We start from the raw sequence: 20716 nt of genomic DNA on the forward strand, positions 1-20716 counted from the left end.
CCGTCGCACTGGTGGCCGCGCACCAGGGCGGGGCGATGCTGACCTACACCACCGGCAGTGCAGAGCCGCTGCGCGCCGCGGTCAATGCCGCCGTCGACTACGTGCGCTCTTTCGCGCCGGGCTGACTGGCGGCGGCAGCGCCGCGAACATTCGAACCCTGACTTTCGCACCCTCGTCGCGCGTCGCTCAGACGGGATCATTCTGCTGCTGGACAACAGTTGTGCAGATAACCCATAATACTGGGTTAAGTATCCCATTCCGGGAGGAGCACATGTCGGCCTGCAATCCGTCGCTTCCAACAGCTCGACCCGGTAATCTCCGACGCCGCATCGCTGGCGTGTCGGACACCGTTCCGCGGCAATAGCTTTCCGCGCACGAAAGGAAATGCGATGGGTTTGGCATGGCAGCAGGGACCGTTGAACACCGGTTCGTTAGGACACTTCCTCACACCGCAGCCACTGCCGGAGCGACTGCTCTATGCCGAGCCGTTGCGCCGCCGGATGCGTGTGCGGTTCGCCGACGAATGGATCGCCGACAGCGAAGATGTGGTGCTGCTGCACGAGCCGGGCCGCTATCCGGTGGCCTACTTCCCTCACCGCGACATCCGCCCCGACACGCTCGTCGATGAAGACCGGACCACTCAGCACCGCGAGTTCGGCAATGTGCAGTGGTTCTCCGTTCACGCAGCGGAGCACGTGGCCAATCACGCCGCCTGGCACTACCCGGCGTTACCCGACTACGCCGATATCCTCGGCGGGCGGGTAGCGTTCGCCTGGCGGGCGATGGACGCCTTCTACGAAGAAGACGACCGCATCGTCGGGCATGCCTCGGACTTCTACCACCGCATCGACGTCCGCAACACCTCACGTCATCTGGTGGTGCGCCACGGTGATCAGGTCATCGCCGATACCCGGGCACCGCTCGCCTTATACGAGTCCGGCTTTGCGCCTCGCTGGTACGTGCCCCGCGCTGACATTGATGAAGCAGCGCTGAATCCCGTTGACGGGCAGACCTTCTGCCCTTACAAAGGCCTGGCCAACTACTACAACATCGGGGCCCGCAAACGCGCCGCATGGTCTTACGTCAACGCCTGGCCGGAGGTGGCCGCAGTGCGCAACCTGGTGTCCTTTGAACCCGACAAGATCGACGTCTACCTCGACGGCACCCAGCTGCACCTCGAGCCCGGTCAGACCGTGGTCTCCCACGGCATCGATCGCGGGCTGGACCCCGACGAAATCCTGCAGAAAAGCGCGGTCTGAGGGTTCGGCGATGAAGGCACAACTGGAAGTCGTGATTTTGCCGGTCTCGGATCCCGATCGGTCGCTGCGGTTCTACCGCGACCAGGTGGGCTTCAGCCTCGACGTCGATTACGCCCCGTCAGCTGATTTCCGGGTCGTTCAATTGACACCCGCGGGTTCAGGAACGTCGATCCAATTCGGCGTGGGACTGAGCGACGCACCAGCGGGCTCGGTTCGCGGCCTCTACCTCGTGGTCTCCGATATCGAAGCGTCTCGACAGGAATTGGAGGACCGCGGAGTCACCGTCAGCAAGATCCGGCACAAGGACACCAACGGCGGCTGGCGCGGCGGCTTCCACCCCGGCATCGACCCGGGCCGCGCTGACTATGCGAGTTTTGCGGACTTCCAGGACCCCGACGGCAATGCCTGGGCCCTGCAAGAACGCGGTCACGTCCCGGCGTGACCACGTCGTCGATGCCGAGCTTGCCGGCAGTGCTGGTATTCGATGACGCCAGTGTCTGGCCATCGCACCAGGATGAAGCCGGAGACTGCGATGACTGAGCGAAGAATCAGCCCAGACCGGCTCAGGCTGTTCTCCGATGCCGTGTTCGCGGTCCTCATCACGATCCTGGTTCTAAAACTCAAGCCGCCCGACAGCGCCACCTTCGGTGCCCTATTGCCGCTATGGCCAACAGGTTTGAGCTACGTGGTCAGTTACCTTTTCATCGCGATCGTCTGGGTCAACCACCATCACCTGCTCAGCTACGCGGAAGTGGCGACGCCCCGGCTGGTGTGGTCGAACTTCGCCCATCTCTTCTCCGTCTCGCTGATTCCCTTCACCACCGAATGGATCGCGGACAGCAGGCTGGCCGCGGCCCCGATGGTCCTCTACGCGGCTGTGTTCGTGTTCGTCGATGTCACCTACCTCGCACTCTGCTGGGAAGCCGTCGATCGACCCGCTCGTGACGATGTGCCAACGCGTATGCGCCGGTTGCTGCGCATGCGATCGTTCATCACCATCGGTGTATTCGCCGCCGCGGCAGCGGTCGCGGTCAGATGGCCGGTGGCAGCGATGGGAATGGTTTGCCTGTGTCTGGCCGGATACCTGCGGCCGGATTTTCCAGTACCGAAAGCCACCCCGACGAGAGGAAAAGCAATGGAGATTGCCGGCAACCACGGTTCGCCGACGCCGAACCAACTGCCGACGGCCTCGGACCAACTGCCGACGGCGCCGGCGGTGGTACGTGAGCAACCGGGGGGAGCCACCATGCGGGCGATCATCCTCGAGAAGTTTGGCGGGCTGGACAGTTTGGTCTACACCGATATCCCCAAACCGCTACCGAAAGACGGCGAAGTCGTCATCCAGGTCAAAGGATTCGGTGTCAACCACGCCGAGATGCACATGCGCCGGGGAGAATGGGCAGAGGCCGCCGAAGTCAGCGGCATCGAATGTGTCGGCATCGTCGAGTCGTGCCCCGGCGGGGAGTTTCCGATCGGTGCCAAAGTCGCTGCACTCATGGGTGGCTTAGGGCGAACCATCAACGGCAGTTATGCCGAATACACCCGCGTGCGCGCCGGCAATGTCGCGCTCATCGAGTCCGACTTGCCGTGGTCCCAGCTGGCTGCGCTGCCTGAAACCTATGCGACCGCCTGGACATGCCTGTTTCGCAACCTCAATCTCGCTGCCGGGCAAACCCTGGTGATCCGCGGTGCGACTTCATCTTTCGGTCAGGCTGCGCTGAAAATGGCGGTCGCCGCCGGTGCGCGGGTCATCGCCACCACCCGCAGCCGTGAGCGTTTTCGCCTGCTCGAAACACTCGGCGCCGAACGCGTGGAATTGGAACGGCGCGACTTGGCTCAGCACATCGCCGAAGCCAAACAACTCGACGCAGTCCTTGATCTGGTCGGCAACAGCACCATTCTTGATTCGCTCGACATGTTGCGCCGCGGCGGCACCGCCTGTCTGGCGGGATGGTTGGGTGGACTGGCTCCGATCGCTGACTTCAATCCGCTCCTGCAGATGGCCAGCGGCGTGTACCTGTCGTTTTTCGGTAGTTTCGTCTTCGGCACGCCCGGCTTTCCGCTGTCTGATGTGCCGTTGGCAGACATCGCACGGCAAGTCGCCGACGGCCGCCTCGAGGCGACGCCGGCCCGGGTCTTCTCGTTCCACGAGATCCACGATGCCCACCGGGTCATGGAGGCCGGCGAAGCCAACGGAAAGCTGGTGGTCGTCGTCGAATGAGCGGCCGCTGGCCCGATCGGGTCCGCGGAGTCCTCACATCGACCCAGGCCCGCATAGGCCGTACCGGGGGTACCGACTAGCCTCGACGGCAATCAACGAACAAGGAGTATCCATGGAGGGTTTTGCCGGCAAGGTCGCCGCGGTCACGGGCGCGGGATCGGGCATCGGCCAGGCGCTAGCCATCGAGCTGGGCCGCTCGGGCGCCAAGTTGGCGATCAGCGACATCGACAGCGAAGGCCTGGCGCAGACCGAGGAGCGGCTCACGGCCATCGGCGCACCCGTCAAAGCCGACCGCCTCAACGTCGCGGAACGCGAGTCCTTCCTTACCTACGCCGATGCCGTCAACGAGCATTTCGGCAAGGTGAACCAGATCTACAACAACGCCGGCATCGCATTCACCGGGGATATCGAGGTCAGCCAGTTCAAGGACATCGAACGGGTGATGGACGTCGACTTTTGGGGAGTCGTCAACGGCACCAAAGCGTTTCTGCCGCATCTGATCGCCTCCGGCGACGGACACGTCGTCAATATCTCCAGCATCTTCGGGCTGTTCTCGGTTCCCGGCCAAGCTGCCTACAACTCTGCCAAGTTCGCGGTCCGCGGCTTCACCGAGGCCTTGCGGCAGGAGATGGCACTCGCCAAGCATCCGGTGAAGGTGACCACCGTGCATCCCGGCGGCATCAAGACCGCGATCGCCCGCAACGCCACGGCGGCCGAAGGGATAGACGCCAATGAGCTGGCCCACTTTTTCGACACCCGACTTGTCTTCACCAGCCCGCAACGAGCGGCGCGGATCATTTTGGCCGCGGTCCGCAAGAACAAGCCACGGGTGCTGGTCGGCCCGGATGCCAAGGCGCTGGACCTGATCGTGCGCGCGACCGGCTCGGGTTACCAGGGACTGTTCTCCGCGGTAGTCGGCCGGATGCTGCCGTCGACCCGTTAGCCGCTCGTCGTCCTAGCCGCCGCGAGCGTGCGCAAAACACGTGATTTCGGCGGCGTGTCGGCCGGGGACACGCACGCTCGCGGCAAAAAAAGGGGTTAGCGGCCCAGGGGGTGTTCGCCCAGCCACGCGTCGGCCACCTTTTGCGGGTCGGCGCCATTGGCGACTTGGCGGCGCATGTCGACCAGCGCGGCGGTGTCCAACACACCGGCCACCTCGTTGATCGCCAGCAGCTGCCGATCAGTCAGCACGTTGCGCCGGTAGAGCGGCACCACGTTTTCCGCCTGCACCAACGCCGGCTTGCCGTCGGCCAGCACCACCACGTCGGCGGGCATGTCGGGTGCGGCGGTGGTGGTCCACGCCGCGGTGACCCGCCCATCCCGCAATGCGGCGAACATCGCTGCGGAATCAGGGAATTCGCGCGGAGCAGGCAATTGGCACCGGCTCACCTTCGCGGGAGTCTGAACGCCGCGGATCGCCCCGATGACGAGACCAGCACAGTGCCGCGGCAGTGCGCTGAGCTCAGTGCCGCCCCACGCTTTGGCGGTTGCCGGGGTCACCGCCAACGCGGGCTTGTCCTCGGCTGCAGTGGTGTAGTCGCCGGCGGCGATCCCCTCCGGCAGCACGCCGATCATCGCTCGGTAGACCTGCTCGTCTGATCGCACCTTCGCGCCCGGCTGAAAGACTTGTAATACCTGCCCGGTGAAGCCCGGAACGACGGTGAACGCTCCAGAATCCAACCCGGTCAGCGGATCGGAAGCCGGCTCGTTGCGCGCCGGGAAACCGTACGAACGCAGCGACCCGACGTAGATGTCGGCGAGCAGCACCGAGTCGGGATGCGATCCGACCACCAGCTCGCGGGGGTGCTGTCGGGTGTCGCCGCATCCGGCCAGCGCCAATGCCGCGACGAGCACCACTGCGCAACACGCAGCGGCTCGCCGCCGAAAAACAAGCCGGGCGCTCACTCCGCGGTGTCTGCGGCGGCCGCCACCGCGGCGGCAACCGTCGGGCCGACCTTTGGCTCCAGCGGGCTCGGGACGATCCGGTCGGGTGCCAGGTCATCGGCGACGACCGAGACGATCGCCTCGGCCGCGGCCATCTTCATCTTTTCGGTGATCTTGCGGGCACCGGCATCCAGCGCGCCGAGGAACACCCCGGGGAAAGCCAGCACATTGTTGATCTGGTTGGGGAAATCACTTCGGCCGGTGGCGACAATGGCGGCGTGCCGGGCGGCCACATCGGGATGGACTTCGGGGTCCGGGTTCGACAACGCGAACACAATGCTCTCCGGGGCCATCGACGCGATCAGCTCTTCGGGCACCACGCCGGCGGATACGCCCAGGAAGACGTCGGCGCCCTTCAGGGCCTCCACCATGCCGCCAATGAGGCCGTCCGGATTGGTGCGCCGTGCCAAGTCGGCTTTGACAGTGGTCAGATCATCGCGGTCCGGATGCAGGATGCCGCGCGAGTCCAGCACGGTGATGTGCGAAATACCTGCGGCCATAAGGATTTTCGCGCAGGCCACGCCCGCCGCACCGACACCGGAGATCACCACGCGCAGCGAGGCCATGTCCCGGCCGAGCACTTTGGTGGCGCCGATCAGCGCCGCCAGCACCACGATTGCGGTGCCGTGCTGGTCGTCGTGCATCACCGGGCAGTCCAGCGCTTCGATGAGGCGGCGTTCGATCTCGAAGCATCGCGGCGCCGAGATGTCTTCGAGGTTGACCGCGCCGAAGGTCGGCCGCAGCCGCACCAGCGTCTCGACGATCTCGTCGGGATCCTTGGTGTCCAGCACGATCGGGATCGAGTCCAGACCGGCGAATGCCTTGAACAGCGCGCTTTTGCCCTCCATCACCGGCAGCGCTGCCGCCGGCCCGATGTCGCCGAGGCCCAGCACCGCACTGCCGTCGCTGACCACGGCCACCAGTCGGTTCGCCCAGGTGTAGCGAGCCGCCAGGGTGTGATCGGCGGCGATCGCGCGACTGACCTGTGCCACCCCGGGGGTGTAGGCGATCGACAGCGCGCGCTGGGTGTCGAGCGGAGCCCGCAATTGCACGGCAAGTTTCCCGGCTACATGGGCCTCGAAGATCTCTTCGTCTGTTAAGACGATATGCGGGCTGTTCGCAGGGATGCTTTCAGACACTGCCTCAGGGTACTGCCGCTCAGATCAGGCCGAGATCGGTGACCGCGGTGCGCTCGTCGGCAAGCTCAGCGGTCGACTTGTCGATCCGGCCGCGGGAAAACTCGTCGACGTCCAGGCCACTCACGATGCTCCAGTCGCCGTCCTTGGTGGTCACCGGGAACGACGAGATCAAGCCTTCCGGCACGTCGTAGGAGCCGTCGGAGATGACCGCCATCGACACCCAGTCACCTGCCGGGCTACCCAGCAGCCAGTCGCGGGCAGCGTCCACGGTTGCCGAGGCCGCCGAAGCCGCCGAGGAGGCTCCCCGCGCGTCGATGATGGCCGCTCCGCGCTTGGCGACGGTCGGGATGAAGTCGTTCTCAATCCAGCTCTGGTCGTTGACCACCTCGGCGGCGCTGCGGCCGTTGATTTCGGCGTGGAAGATGTCGGGGTACTGGGTGGCCGAGTGGTTGCCCCAGATCGTCATCTTTTTGATGTCGGTGACCGCCGCACCGGTCTTCTGGGCCAGTTGCGAGATCGCCCGGTTGTGGTCGAGGCGGGTCAGCGCCGAGAACCGCTCCCGCGGAATGTCGGGGGCATTGCTCATCGCGATCAGCGCGTTGGTGTTGGCCGGGTTACCGGTGACACCGATGCGGATGTCGTCGGCGGCGACCTCGTTGAGGGCTTTGCCCTGCGCGGTGAAGATTGCGCCGTTGGCCTCCAACAGGTCGCTGCGCTCCATGCCCGGCCCGCGCGGACGGGCGCCGACGAGCAGCGCGAGATTCACGCCGTTGAAGATCTTGTTCGGGTCCGCGCCGATCTCGACACCGGCCAGCAGCGGGAAAGCGCAGTCGTCGAGTTCCATCACGACGCCCTCGAGCGCCTTGAGGGCAGGCTCGATTTCGAGCAGGTGTAGCTCGATCGGACGGTCGGGCCCCAGCAGCGAGCCGCTCGCGAGGCGGAACAACAGGCTGTAGCCGATCTGACCGGCGGCACCGGTGACGGCGACCTTGAGGGGAGTTGTGCTCACGTCGTTGGCTCCTTGTGCAGGGTTGCGTCGCGTCGAAACTAGCGCACCGAAGCCGGCCGGCAATCCCCCGGTCCCCCGAGCGGCTCACAGGCAGTGCCATGCTGCGGCGCGTAGCATTGCCGACGCTTGGTCAGCTGGGCGGGAGGTGACCCGATGCCATCGTTTCGAGGGTTGTCACCATCACTGCGGCCGGTCGCCCGGCCTAAGGTCACCGCTTCCGGCACGCCGCCGGTTACCCAGGTCATGGTCGACTGCGGTGTCTATGTCGACGGGGTGCGACTGGCCGGCACCTATACCCACGCCGAGGCGCTGGCCAAGGTACACGAGGTCGAGCAGACCGGCCAGAACGCATTCGCTTGGATCGGATTGCACGAGCCCGATGAACGCCAGATGCAGGATGTGGCCGACGTTTTCGGGATCCATCCACTGGCCGCCGAGGACGCGGTCCACGCTCATCAGCGACCCAAACTGGAGCGCTACGACGAGACCCTTTTCCTGGTTCTCAAGACGGTCAACTACGTTCCGCACGACTCGGTGGTGCTGGCGCGCGAGATCGTCGAGACCGGCGAGATCATGATCTTCGTCGGCAAGAATTTCGTGGTCACAGTCCGGCACGGCGAACACGGCGGGCTTTCCGAGGTGCGCAAGCGAATGGACGCCGAGCCCAGCCACATGCGGCTGGGCCCCTATGCAGTGATGCACGCGATCGCCGACCGGGTGGTGGACCACTACCTGGCGGTCACCAACCTGATGGAGACCGACATCGACACAATCGAGGAGGTGGCGTTTGCGCCCGGCCAGCGGACCGACGTCGAACCGATCTACCAGATCAAACGCGAGGTCGTCGAGCTGCGCCGATGCGTCAACCCGCTGTCGATTCCGTTCCAGCGGATGCAGACCGAACACAAGGACTTGATCTCCAAAGAAGTACGGCGCTATCTGCGGGACGTCGCCGACCACCAGACCCACGCCGCTGACCAGATCGCCGGCTACGACGAGATGCTCAGCTCGCTGGTGCAGGCCGCGCTGGCCCGGGTCGGGATGCAACAGAACACCGATATGCGCAAGATGTCGGCCTGGGCCGGTATCATTGCGGTGCCCACCATGATCGCCGGGATCTACGGCATGAACTTCGACTGGATGCCCGTCTTGCACCGACCCTGGGGCTATCCGGTGGTGCTTGCGGTGATGGCCACGTTTTGCCTGGTCCTGTACCGCACCTTCCGCCGCAACCGCTGGCTGTAACGGCGGGTCTGCGCTGCGGGCTTCGAGTGTGCGGATCGATACGCACTCCGCGGCGTGTCGCGTACGAAACCGCACAGCCAGCAGGTGTTTTCGACGGTGCCTGAATTCAGCTGGGCTGGGCGGCGCGGCGGTTGGGGTCCAAAACGTCGACGCCGTCGATCTGCCAGGCCTCCCGCATGGCGTCGGCGCCCTTCAGTCGCACCCAGGCCGCCTCGGTCGCGGTGATCGGCGTCGCCGTGACAAAGCTCACCGGATCGCGGGGCGGGTCCAGCGGCAACTCGGCAATATCGCTGCGGCCCAACAACACCGCGGTGAACGGCGCCCGCCCGGAGGGCCGCGTCCACAGCGGCGAACCGAGGTCGATCAGGGCGTCCGGCACCAAAACCACGCCCTCGACCGCGGGAGTTGCCGCTACCACTGCCAGGCTGCGGGCCAGCCCGGCGGCCGGCCCGGGATCATGCAGCTGCAGAACGACTTCGGCGCGCGGACCACGCAGCGGATCGGTTACCAGCGCCGTCGGGTCGACCATCGGATGCCGCGAGCAGCCCAGCGACACATAGTGCACCACCCCGTCGGCGGCGGCACGGAAGCGCAGCACCTCGATGGGCTGGGCACCCACAAACGTCACGCTGGCGACGTCGGGCTCCGCCTCGACGCCGGCTGCGGCAAAGTGGGCGCGCACATGCGCACGCACTTTGGTCAGCTCCGGTGTCACTCGACTTCGGGTGGTGGCGGAACGGTGAGATTGACGCCCGAATCGGCATCGAAGATTGCCAATTTCAGGGTGTCGAACGCCAATTCGATGGACTGTCCTTTGGCGGCCTTGGACTCCGACGGGACCCGCGCCACGAATTCGTGTTGGTCGCTGCTGGATTCGGCGTCGTCGTCGGCCAACTGGTCTGAGTGCACTGCGGCGCCCTCGGTGGTGAAGTACACGTACTTGTCTGCTCCCAGCGACTCGACCAGGTCGACCTTGGCCTCGAAGACCAGCGCTCTGATGCGCTGATAGCCGTCGATCAGGGCGGCATCAGCCAGATGCTCCGGGCGGATGCCTACGATCACGTTGTCCGGCGCAGGGTGCTGCGCGAGGACGTCGTGCACCGGCTGGGTCAGCGTCACCTCACCGAACGGCAGGTTCAGTCCGGTGGGCGTCAGGGTGGCCGGGAAGAAGTTCATCGCCGGGGAGCCGATAAAGCTGGCGACGAACAAGTTGGCCGGCCGCTCGTACAGCTCGTCGGGGGTGCCGATCTGCTGCGCCACCCCGCCGCGCATCACCACCACCCGATCGCCGAGCGTCATCGCCTCGGTCTGGTCGTGGGTGACATAGACGGTGGTGGTACCCAGTCGCCGTTGCAGTCTGGCGATCTCACCGCGCATCTGTACACGGAGTTTGGCGTCGAGGTTCGACAGCGGCTCGTCCATCAGAAATGCCTTGGGATGACGCACGATGGCCCGGCCCATCGCGACCCGCTGACGCTGGCCACCCGACAATTGGGACGGCTTGCGATCCAGAAAGTCAGTCAGGTCAAGGATTTTCGCAGTCTCCTCAACCTTCTGGGCGATCTCAGGCTTCTTCATCTTGGCCAACGTCAGCGGGAAGGCGATGTTCTGCCGCACCGTCATATGCGGGTAGAGCGCGTAGGACTGGAACACCATTGCGATATCCCGGTCCTTGGGCGCCTTCTCGTTGACCCGCTCGCCGCCGATTCGCAGCTCGCCGGATGAAATATCCTCCAGTCCGGCAATCATATTCAGCGTCGTGCTCTTGCCGCAGCCGGACGGCCCGACCAGAATGACGAACTCGCCGTCGGCGATGTCAAGGCTCAGCTCCTTCACGGCCGTCGCGCCGTCGGGGTAACTCTTGGTCACCCTGTCCAACACAATTTCGGCCATCGAGTTACCCCTTCACCGCGCCGGAGGTCAAGCCAGCAACAATTCGTCGTTGGAAGATTAGAACAAAAACGATGATCGGGACGGTGATCACCATCGCGCCGGCCGCGATCGAACCGGTCGGTTCTTCGAATTGGGAGCTTCCGGTGAAGTTGGCGATCGCCACCGGCGCGGTGATCGCTGCCTTGGTTGCCGTCAACGACAACGCCAGTAGCAGGTCGTTCCAGGCGAAGATGAACACCAGGATCGCGGCGGTGACGATCCCCGGTGCCGCGAGCGGCGCGATCACCTTGCGGAAGGCCTGACTCGGGGTGGCGCCGTCCATCTTGGCGGCCTTCTCCAGATCCCAAGGTATTTCCCGGAAAAACGCCGATAGCGTGTAGATGGCCAATGGCAACGCGAACGTGATGTAAGGAATGATCAGTCCCGGCCAGGTGTCGAACAGGCCGACGCTACGCTCGATGTTGAATATTGGTGTGACGAGCGAGATCTGCGGGAACATCGCGATCAGCAGGGCCGCACCGATCAGCAGATTCTTGCCCGGGAACGCCAGCCTCGCCACCGCGTACGCCGCCATCGCACCGATCACCACCGCGATCGCCGTCGTGATCACCCCGATGCCGAGGGAATTGATCAGCGCCGAGCTGAAGAAGTTGCCGTGGAAGATTCCTCGATAGTTGTCAAAAGTCACCGAGTCCGGAATCAGCTTGCCGTCCTTGACCGTTGACGTCGGCTTGAGCGACAGCGACAAGATCCACAGCACCGGAAACAGCGCGTAGAGCACCACCAAGGTGTCGATCACCACCCAGCTGGTGGCCCGCCGGACACCGATCCGCTCAGCCATCGCCGTCACCGCCGGGGGCCGAGGCGCCGAACACCTTGACGAACAGCAACGTGATGATGGCCACGCACAGGAAGATCAACACCGAAATCGCGGACCCCAGGCCGACATTGAAGCCTTTGAACAGGTTGTCGTAGCCCAGGATCGACACCGAACCGGTGTCGTTGGAGCCACCGGTGAGCACATAGATGTTGTCGAAGATCCGAAACGCGTCCAGGGTGCGGAACAGCAATGCGACCAGGATGGCCGGTTTGATCAACGGCAGGATGATCTTGACCAGCCGTCGCCACGCGCCGGCGCCGTCGACTTGGGCGGCCTTCAACAGGTCGTCGGGCACCAACGCCAGCCCGGCCAGTAGCAACAGCGCCATGAACGGCGTCGTCTTCCAGACCTCGGCGAGGATCACGATGCCCAGCGACGGGATCTGTTGGGTCAGTGGAGCGCTGCCCTGCGGCAGCAGGTTGGCCAGGTAACCAGTGCCCGGCGTCCAGGCGTAGTACCAACTGTAGGAGGCAGCCACCGTGACGATGCCGTAGGGAATCAGCACTGCGGTGCGCACCAGACCTTTACCGACCAGACTTCGGTGCATCACCAGTGCCAATGACAAGCCCAACACGAATTCGACCGCCACCGAGATCACCGTGATCGCCGACGTCACGGCCAACGCCGTCCACCACAACCGATCGGAAAGGATGGTCTGGTAATTGGCCAGCCCGACGAATGCGGTCTGGCTGGGTGTCGTGAAGTTATAGCGCTGCAGGCTCAGCCATACCGCGTAGCCGATCGGGTACGCCGTCACGGCCAGCATCAGGATCACCGCGGGGGCGACGAGGAAGAACGCCAACCGCCGCTCCGCCGTGCGGTTCTCGGTGGCAGCGGCAGCGGTCGCGGTCACGGGATCAGCCCCTTGCCGTCAATGGCTTTCTGCACCTGCTTGGTGAGCTGGTCGGCCGTGTGCTCGGGATCGATCTTGGTGATCGGAGCCAGCGTCGCTGAGATCCGGGTGGATACCGCCTGATAGACCGGTGTCACCGGCCGCACCGCGGCGTTGGTGAGCTGCCGGCGAATAACGTCATACATCGGGAACTTGGCCTGAAACTGCGGATCGGAGTACAGCGACGTGCGTACCGCCGGCAAGCCGCCTTCGATCGAGACGTACTTCTGGTTGGGCAGACTGCGCAGACAGCGCACCGCCTCGAAAGCTTCCGCCCGGTGCCGCGTCGTCTTGGCCACTGCCAGGTTCAGCCCGCCGATCGTCACCTTGGCCGGCCGGCCGGGCTGCACATCCGGATAGGGAGCGAACCCGAACACCGACTTGGCGGCTTGATAAGCGGCGCGGAACTGCTGATCGGTCGGCGCGAAACCCCCCTGTTTGTCGATGCTGCCGGCCAACTCCGGTCGCTGGTTCAGCGGTAAAAACCGCACGCCGCCTTTGACCGCGTTCTCCAGCAAGGACGGCAGCACGAACGGCCAGTTGACCTCCAACGCGGCCCTGCCTTCCTCGAACGCCAACCGTGCGGTGCCTTCGTCGGTCTGGGTGATCGACGGGTCGGCGCCCGGCGCGGTGGCCACCGACCTCAGAATCTGCAACGCCTTGACGGTCGCCGCCCGATGGGCGGGCGTGTCGGTCAACGTGACGGTCTTGCCGTCATCGGACAGCACCTGTCCCCCGGCGCTGACCAGCAGCGTGTTGAACCATGCCACCAGCCCCTCATACTGCTTGGCCTGCACGGCAATCCAACTGGGTTTATCGGCGGCGTGCAACCGGATCGCCTCCGCCACCATGGCGTCCCAAGTGGTCGGCGGCTTGTCCATCAAATCCGCGCGATACCAAAGCAATTGGGTGTTCGTCGTCATCGGCGCGGCGTACAGCGTGTGCTGTCGGCGGGCCGTGGCCAGCGGTCCCGGCAGCGTGTCGGAAGTGGCGTCGGCCTCCGCTCGTCCGGCCGGATCCTCGGACAGCGCCAGGGCCCATCCCGCGTCGGCGAACTCCGCGGTCCACACCACGTCGAGGGCCATCACGTCCAACGTGCGGTCATTACCGGTGAGCCGACGGGCCAGTTGCAACCGCTGGTCGTCGGCTGAGCGGGGCAGGCTGAACTGCCGAATGGCAAACCGCCCGCCGAACTGGCCGGTGCAGCGCTGAGCGATCTCGGTGAACGTCGCGCCTTCGTTGGCCGGGGTGTAGAGGCTGATCACCACGCCGTTGTCAGCCGATCCGCACGACGACAACACCGACGCGGTGGTCAACGCCGCCAACGCAGCCGCAGCCAGCCTGCGTGGGCGCCAGCGACGCTTCGCCACCACACCTGCCTCTCGTCCGTCCCCCCGTGGCGATCGCCAGCCCGGCGAAGCCGGGTGCAGCGGGTCGCCCACCGATGCCCCGCGCCAGAACGGTAGAGCGAGGTGCGCGTGAGATGCAACACGTCGGCGGGCGCGTCGCGCTCGTCGGCGCTGCTCTTCAGATCGCCAGGTGTGCGAGCAGATCGCGGGCCTTCTCGGCATTCTGCGGATCGCACAACACGTCGTATCGACCGGCGACCAATTGCATCGTCGAGCTGAAATCCCGGGTGCCGCGCGCCATCGCATAGGGGACCGCGGAGGTGATCAAGCCGAAGAACACCCCGGCAATTAGGCCGGTCGGCAAGAACGCTGACAGGTTCCCACCGAAGATGCCGAGCACCAAGCCGATGAATAGTCCAAGCCAGGCGCCGGAGAGCACGCCGCCGCCGAGCACCTTGGGCCACGTCAGCCGGCCGGTGACCCGCTCGACCTGCATCAGGTCGACGCCCACGATCGTCACTTGCTGCACCGGGAATTCTCGCTCGGACAGGTAGTCCACCGCTCGCTGCGCCTCGGCGTAGGTGGGATAGGAGCCGACCGGCCAGCCTTTCGGCGGGGTCGGCAATCCGGGCGCGCTGCGGCGGCCCGCGGCCGGGCCGGCGGATGTGGCACCGGGAACCTGTCCCGGCTGGTAAGGGCTGGTCATGCTCCCATTCTCCTCTGCCGACGCGGTGGCGGACGGTGCGGCCGTCAACCGCCCGCATCATTTAGGTTGAACAGCATGACAGTTCCCGGCGGCGACTCCGGCGAGAAGCCGCAAGGCGAACCAGACCAACCTTCGCAGCCTGGACAGACGCCGTTTGGTCATCCGCCGCCCTATCCGCCGACGCCGCCGCAGTACGGCGGGCCGCCGCCGGGGTACAGCCAGCCCTACCCGGGTGGTCCGGGCGGCTACGCCGGACCTCCGCCGCCCTGGTATCCCGACCCGTACGATCCCTACCGCGCTGTCCGGCCGACGGGTACCAACCCGTTGGCGATCGCATCGCTGGTTACCTCGATCATGGGATTTCCGCTGCTGTTCGTCTGCTACATCGGGATCGGAGGCTGGATCGCCGGGATCGTGCTGGGCATCGTCGCGCTCGGTCAGATCAAGCAGACTCAGCAAGACGGATACGGCCTGGCCGTGGCGGGCATCGCTGTCGGTGCCGTCGCGCTGCTGCTGGCGGTAATCGGCCTGATCGTGTTCTTCGGCCTGGTCGCCGCATCGGCCTGAGCCGTACGGACATTAGCCGCCCGGCGGCACGAAGGAGTCCGATTGGCGCCGCATGCCTGCTGCACGTCCCTTGGCCGCGATCACCAGCGCCATCTTTCGGCTGGCTTCGTCGATCATCTCCTCGCCGAGCATGACCGCGCCACGGGCACCGCCCGCGCTGGAGGTGTGCCATTCGTAGGCTTCCAGGATCAGCTCGGCGTGGTCGTACTCGTCTTGGCGGGGGCTGAAGATTTCGTTGCCGGCAGCGATCTGGTCGGGGTGCAGGACCCATTTGCCGTCGTAGCCCAGGGCCGCCGAGCGGCCCGCCACCCGCCGGAACGCCTCGATATCGCGGACCTTGAGATAGGGCCCGTCGACGGCGGCAACGCCGTGGGCGCGCGCTGCCACCAAAATCGTCATCAATGCGTGGTGGTAGGCGTCGCCGACGTCGTAGCCCTCCGGCTGTTCGCCGACGACCAGCGTGCGCATGTTGAGGCTGGCCATCAAATCAGCGGGACCGAGCACCAGCGCCTGTACCCGCGGCACGGCCGCGATCGCGCCGACATTGCACAGACCCCGGGCGTCTTCGATCTGCGCGTCGATACCGATGCCGCCGACCGGAAGGTCATGAAGCGTCTCCAACTGGGTCAGCAACAGATCGAGTGCCTGGACATGTGAGACATCGGAGACCTTGGGCAGCACAACGACATCGAGTTTCGCGTCGGGTGCAGCACCGACGGCCGACACCACTTCGATGATGTCGGCGTGGGTCCACGGCGTGGTCCAGCCGTTGACCCGAACGCCGCGCAGTTGTCCGGCCCAACCCGGCCCGGCGAGCGCGGCGGCCACCCGGGAACGGGCCGGCGCCTTCGCTTCCGGCGCAACGGCGTCCTCCAAATCGAGAAACACCTCGTCGGCCGGCAGACCTTTGGCCTTGTCGATCATCTTCTGGCTGCTGCCCGGAACCGACAGGCAGGTCCGGCGGGGCCGATAGGCGTTATTCACCGTTCCACTCCTACAGTTTGAACCATGACGTCGATCAACCGGGTGTACGCGGCGCGGCTGGCGCGAATGCTGGTACTCGGCCCGATGGGCGAGTCGCTCGGCCGCGTGCGCGACGTCGTGGTCAGCATCAGCATCGTGCGCCAACAGCCACGTGTGCTTGGCCTCGTCGTCGATTTGCCTTCCCGCCGAAGGATTTTCGTGCCGATCGGTCGAGTGTCGGCGATTGAACCCAATGCGGTGACGCTCAATACCACCAGCCTGTCGTTGCACCGGTTCGAGCAGCGGCCCGGCGAGGTGCTGGCACTGGGTCAGATTCTCGATACCAAAGTGCGGGTCAACGACCCAGAGTTGCCGCAGCTGGCCGACACCGAGGTGGTGATCACCGACCTCGGCATCGAGCAAACCCGAACCCGCGACTGGATGGTGACCCGGCTCGCCGTCCGCAATCAGCGCCGGCTGGGCCGCCGGGCGAACGTCTACGTCGTCGACTGGCACAACGTGGTGGGCCTGACCCCGTCAGCACTGGCGATGCCCGGCCAAGGCGTGGCGCAGTTGCTGCACCAGTTCGAAGAATGGCGGCCGATCGAAGTGGCCGACGCTCTGCGTGAACTGCCGCCGAAGCGGCGCTACGAGGTGGTCACCGCGCTCGACGACGACCGGCTCGCCGACATCTTGCAGGAGCTCCCTGAAGACGACCAGGCCGATGTGCTCAGGCAGCTGGGCACCGAGCGCGCCGCCAGCGTGCTCGAGGAGATGGATCCCGACGATGCCGCCGACCTGCTCGGCGCGATGAATCCGACCGATGCCGAGCTGTTGCTGGGCCGGATGGACCCGGGGGAATCCGATCCGGTGCGACGGCTGCTGAAGCACTCACCCAACACCGCCGGCGGCTTGATGACGTCGAATCCGGTAGTGCTGGGACCCGACACGTCGGTTGCTGAGGCGCTGGCCCGGGTCCGCGATCCCGACGTCACGCCGGCGTTGTCGTCGCTGGTGTTCGTGGTGCGCCCGCCCACTGCCACGCCGACCGGCCAGTATCTGGGTTGTGTGCCGCTGCAGCGGCTGCTGCGTGAGCCGCCGGCCGCGTTGACCGGCGGGATCATCGACACCGACTTGCCGTGGTTGGCGCCGGAAACCTCGCTGGCCGCGCTGACCCGCTACTTCGCTGCCTACAACCTGGTCTGCGGGCCGGTCGTCGATGAACAGAACCACCTGCTGGGTGCAGTGACGGTCGACGACGTGCTCGACCACTTGCTGCCGCATGACTGGCGCGAAAGTACCGAGGAACCCGCGCTGAATGCGGCCGGAGGGGCGCCGTGAGCAAATCATCGGCACGGCAACGGCTCTACACGCCGCGGACCTCGCGGATTTTCGCGCCGCGGGTGGACCCCGAGACCGTCGGGCAGGTCACCGAATCGGTCGCGCGCTTCTTCGGCACCGGCCGGTATCTCCTCATCCAGACCCTCGTGGTGGTGGCCTGGATCGTGCTCAACGTGTTCGCGGTCCGACTGCGCTGGGACCCGTACCCGTTCATTCTGCTGAACTTGGCTTTTTCCACCCAGGCCGCCTACGCGGCGCCGCTGATTCTGCTGGCTCAGAACCGCCAGGAGAACCGGGACCGGGTGACCTTCGAAGAGGATCGCCGGCGCGCCGAGCAGACCAAGGCCGACACCGAGTATCTGGCCCGCGAGTTGGCCGCATTGCGGTTATCCATCGGCGAAGTGGCAAAAACGCGCGAATACCTGCGCCATGAGCTGGAAAGTCTGCGGGTCCTGTTGGAGGAGCGGCAACCGGAAGGCGCGGACACCGCCGCGGTGCGTGCCGGCGACGGCAGCGACGGTCGCGCCAAGAAATCGAGCTAGCCGGAATACAGGCTCACATACTCCGCCATTGTTGCCACTGGTGTCACAACTGTTATGTATGGTGACTTAGTTCACGGGGCCGGCATGGCGTCGGGAGCACCCGGATACGACTCGAATACTCAAGGACGGTCGAGTGCGCATAGGGGGACGCTGGGATGCACGCCCGGCCCTAGCCCGGCGTGCCGCCCACCTGCGTGAGGCGGTGCAGCGGTCCGCTACTCGTGTGGCCGGGACGCCGGCATTCGGTCTTGCGGTGATCATCCCGCTGGTGCTGGCCGGGGCGGTCGGTGGTGCGCCGCCGTTCCCCGCCGCCACACACACAGTTCGCGACACCGGCATCACGCCGGTCGCGGCCGTGGCACCCGCGCCGCGTGACCTTTCCGGCCCATCGGTCATCGCTGTCGCGCGTCCACCGGATGCCTTCCACATCGCGGCGGCCACCGCGACGGCTCCGCCGCCAACCGTGGTCGTGAGCGCGCCGGGCGCACTGCGCATCCCGACGATGGCGCTATCGGCGTACCGCAACGCCGAGCAGATGATGGCGAGCTCCTACCCGGCGTGCGGCATCAGCTGGAATCTGCTGGCCGGGATCGGGCGCATCGAGTCGATGCACGCCAACGGCGGGGCCACCGACGCCCGCGGCACCGCGGTACGGCCGATCTATGGACCCACGCTGGATGGCACCCTGCCCGGTAACGAGGTCATCGTGCAGGGCAATGCCGGAGGCCGGGTCACCTACGCCCGCGCGATGGGGCCGATGCAGTTCCTGCCCGGCACGTGGGCGCGTTATGCCTCAGACGGCGACCGCGACGGCGTGGCGGATCCACAGAACCTGTACGACTCGACGTTGGCCGCCGCCCGCTACCTGTGCAGCGGCGGACTGAACTTGCGGGATTCGACCCAGGTGATGTCGGCGATCCTGCGGTACAACAACTCGATGCCGTATGCCCGCAACGTGCTGGGCTGGGCGGCCGCGTACGCCACCGGCGTCGTGCCGGTCGACCTGCCGCCGCTGACCGGGCCGGCGCCGCCGATCGCCGACCCGCGTCTCGAGCATCTCGAGCACCCGGAAGGCCTTGGCCCCGGCTTGCCGCTCAACATGCACGGCCTGCCCTCCACCGACCCGTTGTCGCGGTCGCCGCTGATCGATCTCAGCCAGTCCGCCGCGCCGACCCAACAACCGATGTGGCCATGGCAGTCACCCGCTCCTCGCCCCGCTACCTGCACGGTGATCTGCATCGGGGCACAAGAGGCGGCGCCGGCGCAACAGCCGTCGACGCCACCGTGGCTCGCCCCGCCGCCAGCTGAGCCCCCGGCTCCGGCTGCCGTACCTCCGGCCCCCGCCGCCCCGCCGGGCCCGCCGGCCGCGCCCGCACCCCCGGCGCCTGCTGCCGCGCCTGCCGCGCCATCACCGGCCGGACCGCCACCGGCCGCCGCGCCAGCAAACCCGCCGTCCGGACCGGGGCCCTTACCTGGCCCAACCGGCTGACTCCCGAGCGGAGTGACCCCCGTCTCACGCCGTCTCGATCCGCGTCGCCGCGGCACTACACTCGGCGGTGATGTCTGGAACTCATGATGACGCCGAACTGACTTCGGCTGTCCGCGCCGCGCTGGGCAAGGTGATCGACCCTGAACTGCGACGGCCCATCACGGAACTCGGGATGGTCAAAGGTGTCGAGATCGCCCCGGATGGCGGGGTCCACGTCGAGATCTACCTGACCACGGCCGCCTGCCCGAAGAAGACCCAGATCACCGAGGAAGTCAGCGGAGCCGTCGCCGATGTGCCCGGCACCGGCGCGGTGAAGGTCAGCTTGGACGTGATGAGCGACGAGCAGCGCACCGAACTGCGCAAGCAACTGCGTGGCGACACCCGTGAGCCGGTCATCCCGTTCGCCCAGCCGGGGTCGCTGACTCGGGTCTATGCCGTCGCCTCCGGCAAAGGCGGCGTCGGCAAATCGACCGTGACGGTCAACCTGGCCGCCGCGATGGCGGCGCGCGGGTTGTCGGTGGGGGTGCTCGACGCCGACATCCACGGTCACTCCATTCCGCGGATGATGGGCACCACCGACCGGCCCACTCAGGTCGAGTCGATGATCCTGCCGCCTATTGCCCATGAGGTGAAGGTCATCTCGATCGCCCAATTCACCCAGGGCAACACCCCGGTCGTGTGGCGCGGACCGATGCTGCACCGCGCGTTGCAGCAGTTCTTGGCCGACGTGTACTGGGGCGACCTCGATGTGCTGTTGCTTGATCTGCCGCCGGGAACCGGCGACATCGCCATCTCGGTTGCCCAACTGATTCCGAGCGCGGAGATCCTGGTGGTGACCACGCCCCAGCACGCCGCCGCCGAAGTGGCCGAGCGCGCGGGCAGCATCGCGCTGCAGACCCGTCAGCGGATCGTCGGCGTGGTGGAGAACATGTCGTGGCTGATGCTTCCCGACGGTTCGCAGCTGCAGGTGTTCGGCGAGGGCGGTGGCCAGCAAGTGGCTGAGCGACTCTCGCGTGCCGTCGGCGCCGACGTGCCCTTGCTGGGGCAAATCCCGCTGGATCCCGCGCTGGTCGCCGCCGGCGACTCGGGCGTGCCGATCGTCCTCAGCGCACCCGACTCGGCAGGTGGCAAGGAACTGCGCAGCGTCGCCGACGCCTTATCGTCTCGGCGCCGCGGACTGGCCGGAATGTCGCTGGGCTTAGACTCCACGCGGCGGTAAGTCCGCGACTGTGCGGTTCCATACGCGTGCCGCGGCGTGTCGCGTATGAAACCGCACT

20 protein-coding genes and 1 pseudogene are annotated in these 20716 nt (G+C 66.1%); 11 read left to right on the plus strand and 10 right to left on the minus strand.

Annotated features, from left to right (window positions below):
- Nucleotides 1–389 precede the first annotated feature (389 nt).
- The 5 genes and pseudogenes from AC5Y49_RS09395 to AC5Y49_RS09415 all read left to right on the plus strand — a co-directional run bounded on the left by AC5Y49_RS09395 (nt 390) and on the right by AC5Y49_RS09415 (nt 4423).
- On the plus strand, nt 390–1259 hold the full coding sequence (locus tag AC5Y49_RS09395; protein ID WP_499886380.1) for a DUF427 domain-containing protein: 870 nt from the start codon (nt 390–392) through the stop codon (nt 1257–1259).
- 10 nt (nt 1260–1269) lie between these two features.
- Nucleotides 1270–1701, plus strand: coding sequence for a VOC family protein (locus tag AC5Y49_RS09400; RefSeq protein ID WP_499886382.1), 432 nt, complete (start codon nt 1270–1272; stop codon nt 1699–1701).
- Between the two features lie 90 nt (nt 1702–1791).
- Nucleotides 1792–2061 (plus strand): annotated as a pseudogene (locus AC5Y49_RS09405) (TMEM175 family protein); the annotation flags it as partial.
- A gap of 333 nt (nt 2062–2394) precedes the next feature.
- On the plus strand, nt 2395–3480 hold the full coding sequence (locus tag AC5Y49_RS09410) for a zinc-binding alcohol dehydrogenase family protein (protein WP_499887210.1): 1086 nt from the start codon (nt 2395–2397) through the stop codon (nt 3478–3480).
- A 112-nt stretch (nt 3481–3592) separates the two neighbouring features.
- A complete protein-coding gene (locus AC5Y49_RS09415; RefSeq protein ID WP_499886384.1) occupies nt 3593–4423 on the plus strand; it encodes an SDR family NAD(P)-dependent oxidoreductase in 831 nt (276 codons plus the stop codon).
- 95 nt (nt 4424–4518) lie between these two features.
- Here the strand turns inward: AC5Y49_RS09415 and AC5Y49_RS09420 are convergent, their stop codons facing one another.
- Genes AC5Y49_RS09420 through AC5Y49_RS09430 form a run of 3 tightly spaced genes read right to left on the minus strand, consistent with a single transcriptional unit; the run spans nt 4519 to nt 7572 of the window.
- Nucleotides 4519–5385, minus strand: a complete 867-nt coding sequence (locus AC5Y49_RS09420; RefSeq protein WP_499886386.1) for a glycine betaine ABC transporter substrate-binding protein — start codon at nt 5383–5385, stop codon at nt 4519–4521.
- Nucleotides 5382–6563, minus strand: a complete 1182-nt coding sequence (locus AC5Y49_RS09425) for an NAD(P)-dependent malic enzyme (RefSeq protein ID WP_499886387.1) — start codon at nt 6561–6563, stop codon at nt 5382–5384. Before AC5Y49_RS09425 ends, AC5Y49_RS09420 begins: the two co-directional genes overlap by 4 nt.
- 19 nt (nt 6564–6582) lie before the next feature.
- Entirely contained in the window at nt 6583–7572 is a 990-nt protein-coding gene (locus AC5Y49_RS09430) for a malate dehydrogenase (protein WP_499886388.1), read from the minus strand.
- Between the two features lie 153 nt (nt 7573–7725).
- Between AC5Y49_RS09430 and corA the strand changes: the two genes are divergently transcribed.
- Nucleotides 7726–8817 (plus strand): magnesium/cobalt transporter CorA, encoded by a 1092-nt coding sequence (gene corA / locus AC5Y49_RS09435; RefSeq protein WP_499886390.1) that lies wholly within the window; start codon nt 7726–7728, stop codon nt 8815–8817.
- Nucleotides 8818–8923: 106 nt separating this feature from the next.
- On the opposite strand, the gene AC5Y49_RS09440 is transcribed toward corA, so the two are convergent.
- From AC5Y49_RS09440 to AC5Y49_RS09465, 6 genes are all read right to left on the minus strand, one after another.
- Entirely contained in the window at nt 8924–9532 is a 609-nt protein-coding gene (locus AC5Y49_RS09440; RefSeq protein ID WP_499886392.1) for a suppressor of fused domain protein, read from the minus strand.
- A complete protein-coding gene (locus AC5Y49_RS09445) occupies nt 9529–10710 on the minus strand; it encodes an ABC transporter ATP-binding protein (RefSeq protein ID WP_499886395.1) in 1182 nt (393 codons plus the stop codon). Before AC5Y49_RS09445 ends, AC5Y49_RS09440 begins: the two co-directional genes overlap by 4 nt.
- Before the next feature lie 4 nt (nt 10711–10714).
- Complete coding sequence (locus AC5Y49_RS09450) at nt 10715–11539, minus strand: carbohydrate ABC transporter permease (protein ID WP_499887212.1); 825 nt, start codon at nt 11537–11539, stop codon at nt 10715–10717.
- 4 nt (nt 11540–11543) lie between these two features.
- Complete coding sequence (locus AC5Y49_RS09455) at nt 11544–12443, minus strand: carbohydrate ABC transporter permease (protein WP_499886396.1); 900 nt, start codon at nt 12441–12443, stop codon at nt 11544–11546.
- Nucleotides 12440–13852 (minus strand): extracellular solute-binding protein, encoded by a 1413-nt coding sequence (locus tag AC5Y49_RS09460; RefSeq protein ID WP_499886398.1) that lies wholly within the window; start codon nt 13850–13852, stop codon nt 12440–12442. Before AC5Y49_RS09460 ends, AC5Y49_RS09455 begins: the two co-directional genes overlap by 4 nt.
- Before the next feature lie 157 nt (nt 13853–14009).
- On the minus strand, nt 14010–14537 hold the full coding sequence (locus AC5Y49_RS09465) for a YflT domain-containing protein (protein ID WP_499886400.1): 528 nt from the start codon (nt 14535–14537) through the stop codon (nt 14010–14012).
- A 75-nt stretch (nt 14538–14612) separates the two neighbouring features.
- On the opposite strand from AC5Y49_RS09465, the gene AC5Y49_RS09470 reads away from it, so the two are divergent.
- Nucleotides 14613–15104, plus strand: a complete 492-nt coding sequence (locus tag AC5Y49_RS09470) for a DUF4190 domain-containing protein (RefSeq protein WP_499886401.1) — start codon at nt 14613–14615, stop codon at nt 15102–15104.
- A 12-nt stretch (nt 15105–15116) separates the two neighbouring features.
- Here the strand turns inward: AC5Y49_RS09470 and AC5Y49_RS09475 are convergent, their stop codons facing one another.
- On the minus strand, nt 15117–16088 hold the full coding sequence (locus AC5Y49_RS09475; protein ID WP_499886402.1) for an HpcH/HpaI aldolase/citrate lyase family protein: 972 nt from the start codon (nt 16086–16088) through the stop codon (nt 15117–15119).
- Between the two features lie 24 nt (nt 16089–16112).
- Here AC5Y49_RS09475 and AC5Y49_RS09480 point away from each other — a divergent pair, with 24 nt between their 5' ends.
- From AC5Y49_RS09480 to AC5Y49_RS09495, 4 genes are all read left to right on the plus strand, one after another.
- Nucleotides 16113–17408 (plus strand): magnesium transporter MgtE N-terminal domain-containing protein, encoded by a 1296-nt coding sequence (locus AC5Y49_RS09480; protein WP_499886404.1) that lies wholly within the window; start codon nt 16113–16115, stop codon nt 17406–17408.
- Nucleotides 17405–17950 carry a DUF1003 domain-containing protein gene (locus tag AC5Y49_RS09485; RefSeq protein WP_499886406.1) on the plus strand — a complete coding sequence of 182 codons (546 nt, stop codon included), beginning with the start codon at nt 17405–17407 and terminating at the stop codon, nt 17948–17950. Before AC5Y49_RS09480 ends, AC5Y49_RS09485 begins: the two co-directional genes overlap by 4 nt.
- 133 nt (nt 17951–18083) lie before the next feature.
- Nucleotides 18084–19439: a lytic transglycosylase domain-containing protein gene (locus AC5Y49_RS09490; protein ID WP_499886408.1), complete on the plus strand. Its 1356-nt coding sequence runs from the start codon at nt 18084–18086 to the stop codon at nt 19437–19439.
- 70 nt (nt 19440–19509) lie between these two features.
- Complete coding sequence (locus AC5Y49_RS09495) at nt 19510–20658, plus strand: Mrp/NBP35 family ATP-binding protein (protein WP_499886410.1); 1149 nt, start codon at nt 19510–19512, stop codon at nt 20656–20658.
- Nucleotides 20659–20716: the final 58 nt, after the last annotated feature.

This window comes from Mycobacterium sp. NGS62 (assembly GCF_059812285.1).

What these genes read in the sequence shown, in the direction of transcription:
- AC5Y49_RS09395 (WP_499886380.1), top strand. Translation starts at nt 390, where the DNA reads ATGGGTTTGGCATGGCAGCAGGGACCGTTGAACACCGGTTCGTTAGGA.
- AC5Y49_RS09400 (WP_499886382.1), top strand. Translation starts at nt 1,270, where the DNA reads ATGAAGGCACAACTGGAAGTCGTGATTTTGCCGGTCTCGGATCCCGAT.
- AC5Y49_RS09410 (WP_499887210.1), top strand. Translation starts at nt 2,395, where the DNA reads ATGGAGATTGCCGGCAACCACGGTTCGCCGACGCCGAACCAACTGCCG.
- AC5Y49_RS09415 (WP_499886384.1), top strand. Translation starts at nt 3,593, where the DNA reads ATGGAGGGTTTTGCCGGCAAGGTCGCCGCGGTCACGGGCGCGGGATCG.
- corA (WP_499886390.1), top strand. Translation starts at nt 7,726, where the DNA reads ATGCCATCGTTTCGAGGGTTGTCACCATCACTGCGGCCGGTCGCCCGG.
- AC5Y49_RS09445 (WP_499886395.1), bottom strand. Translation starts at nt 10,710, where the DNA reads ATGGCCGAAATTGTGTTGGACAGGGTGACCAAGAGTTACCCCGACGGC.
- AC5Y49_RS09465 (WP_499886400.1), bottom strand. Translation starts at nt 14,537, where the DNA reads ATGACCAGCCCTTACCAGCCGGGACAGGTTCCCGGTGCCACATCCGCC.
- AC5Y49_RS09470 (WP_499886401.1), top strand. Translation starts at nt 14,613, where the DNA reads ATGACAGTTCCCGGCGGCGACTCCGGCGAGAAGCCGCAAGGCGAACCA.
- AC5Y49_RS09480 (WP_499886404.1), top strand. Translation starts at nt 16,113, where the DNA reads ATGACGTCGATCAACCGGGTGTACGCGGCGCGGCTGGCGCGAATGCTG.
- AC5Y49_RS09495 (WP_499886410.1), top strand. Translation starts at nt 19,510, where the DNA reads ATGTCTGGAACTCATGATGACGCCGAACTGACTTCGGCTGTCCGCGCC.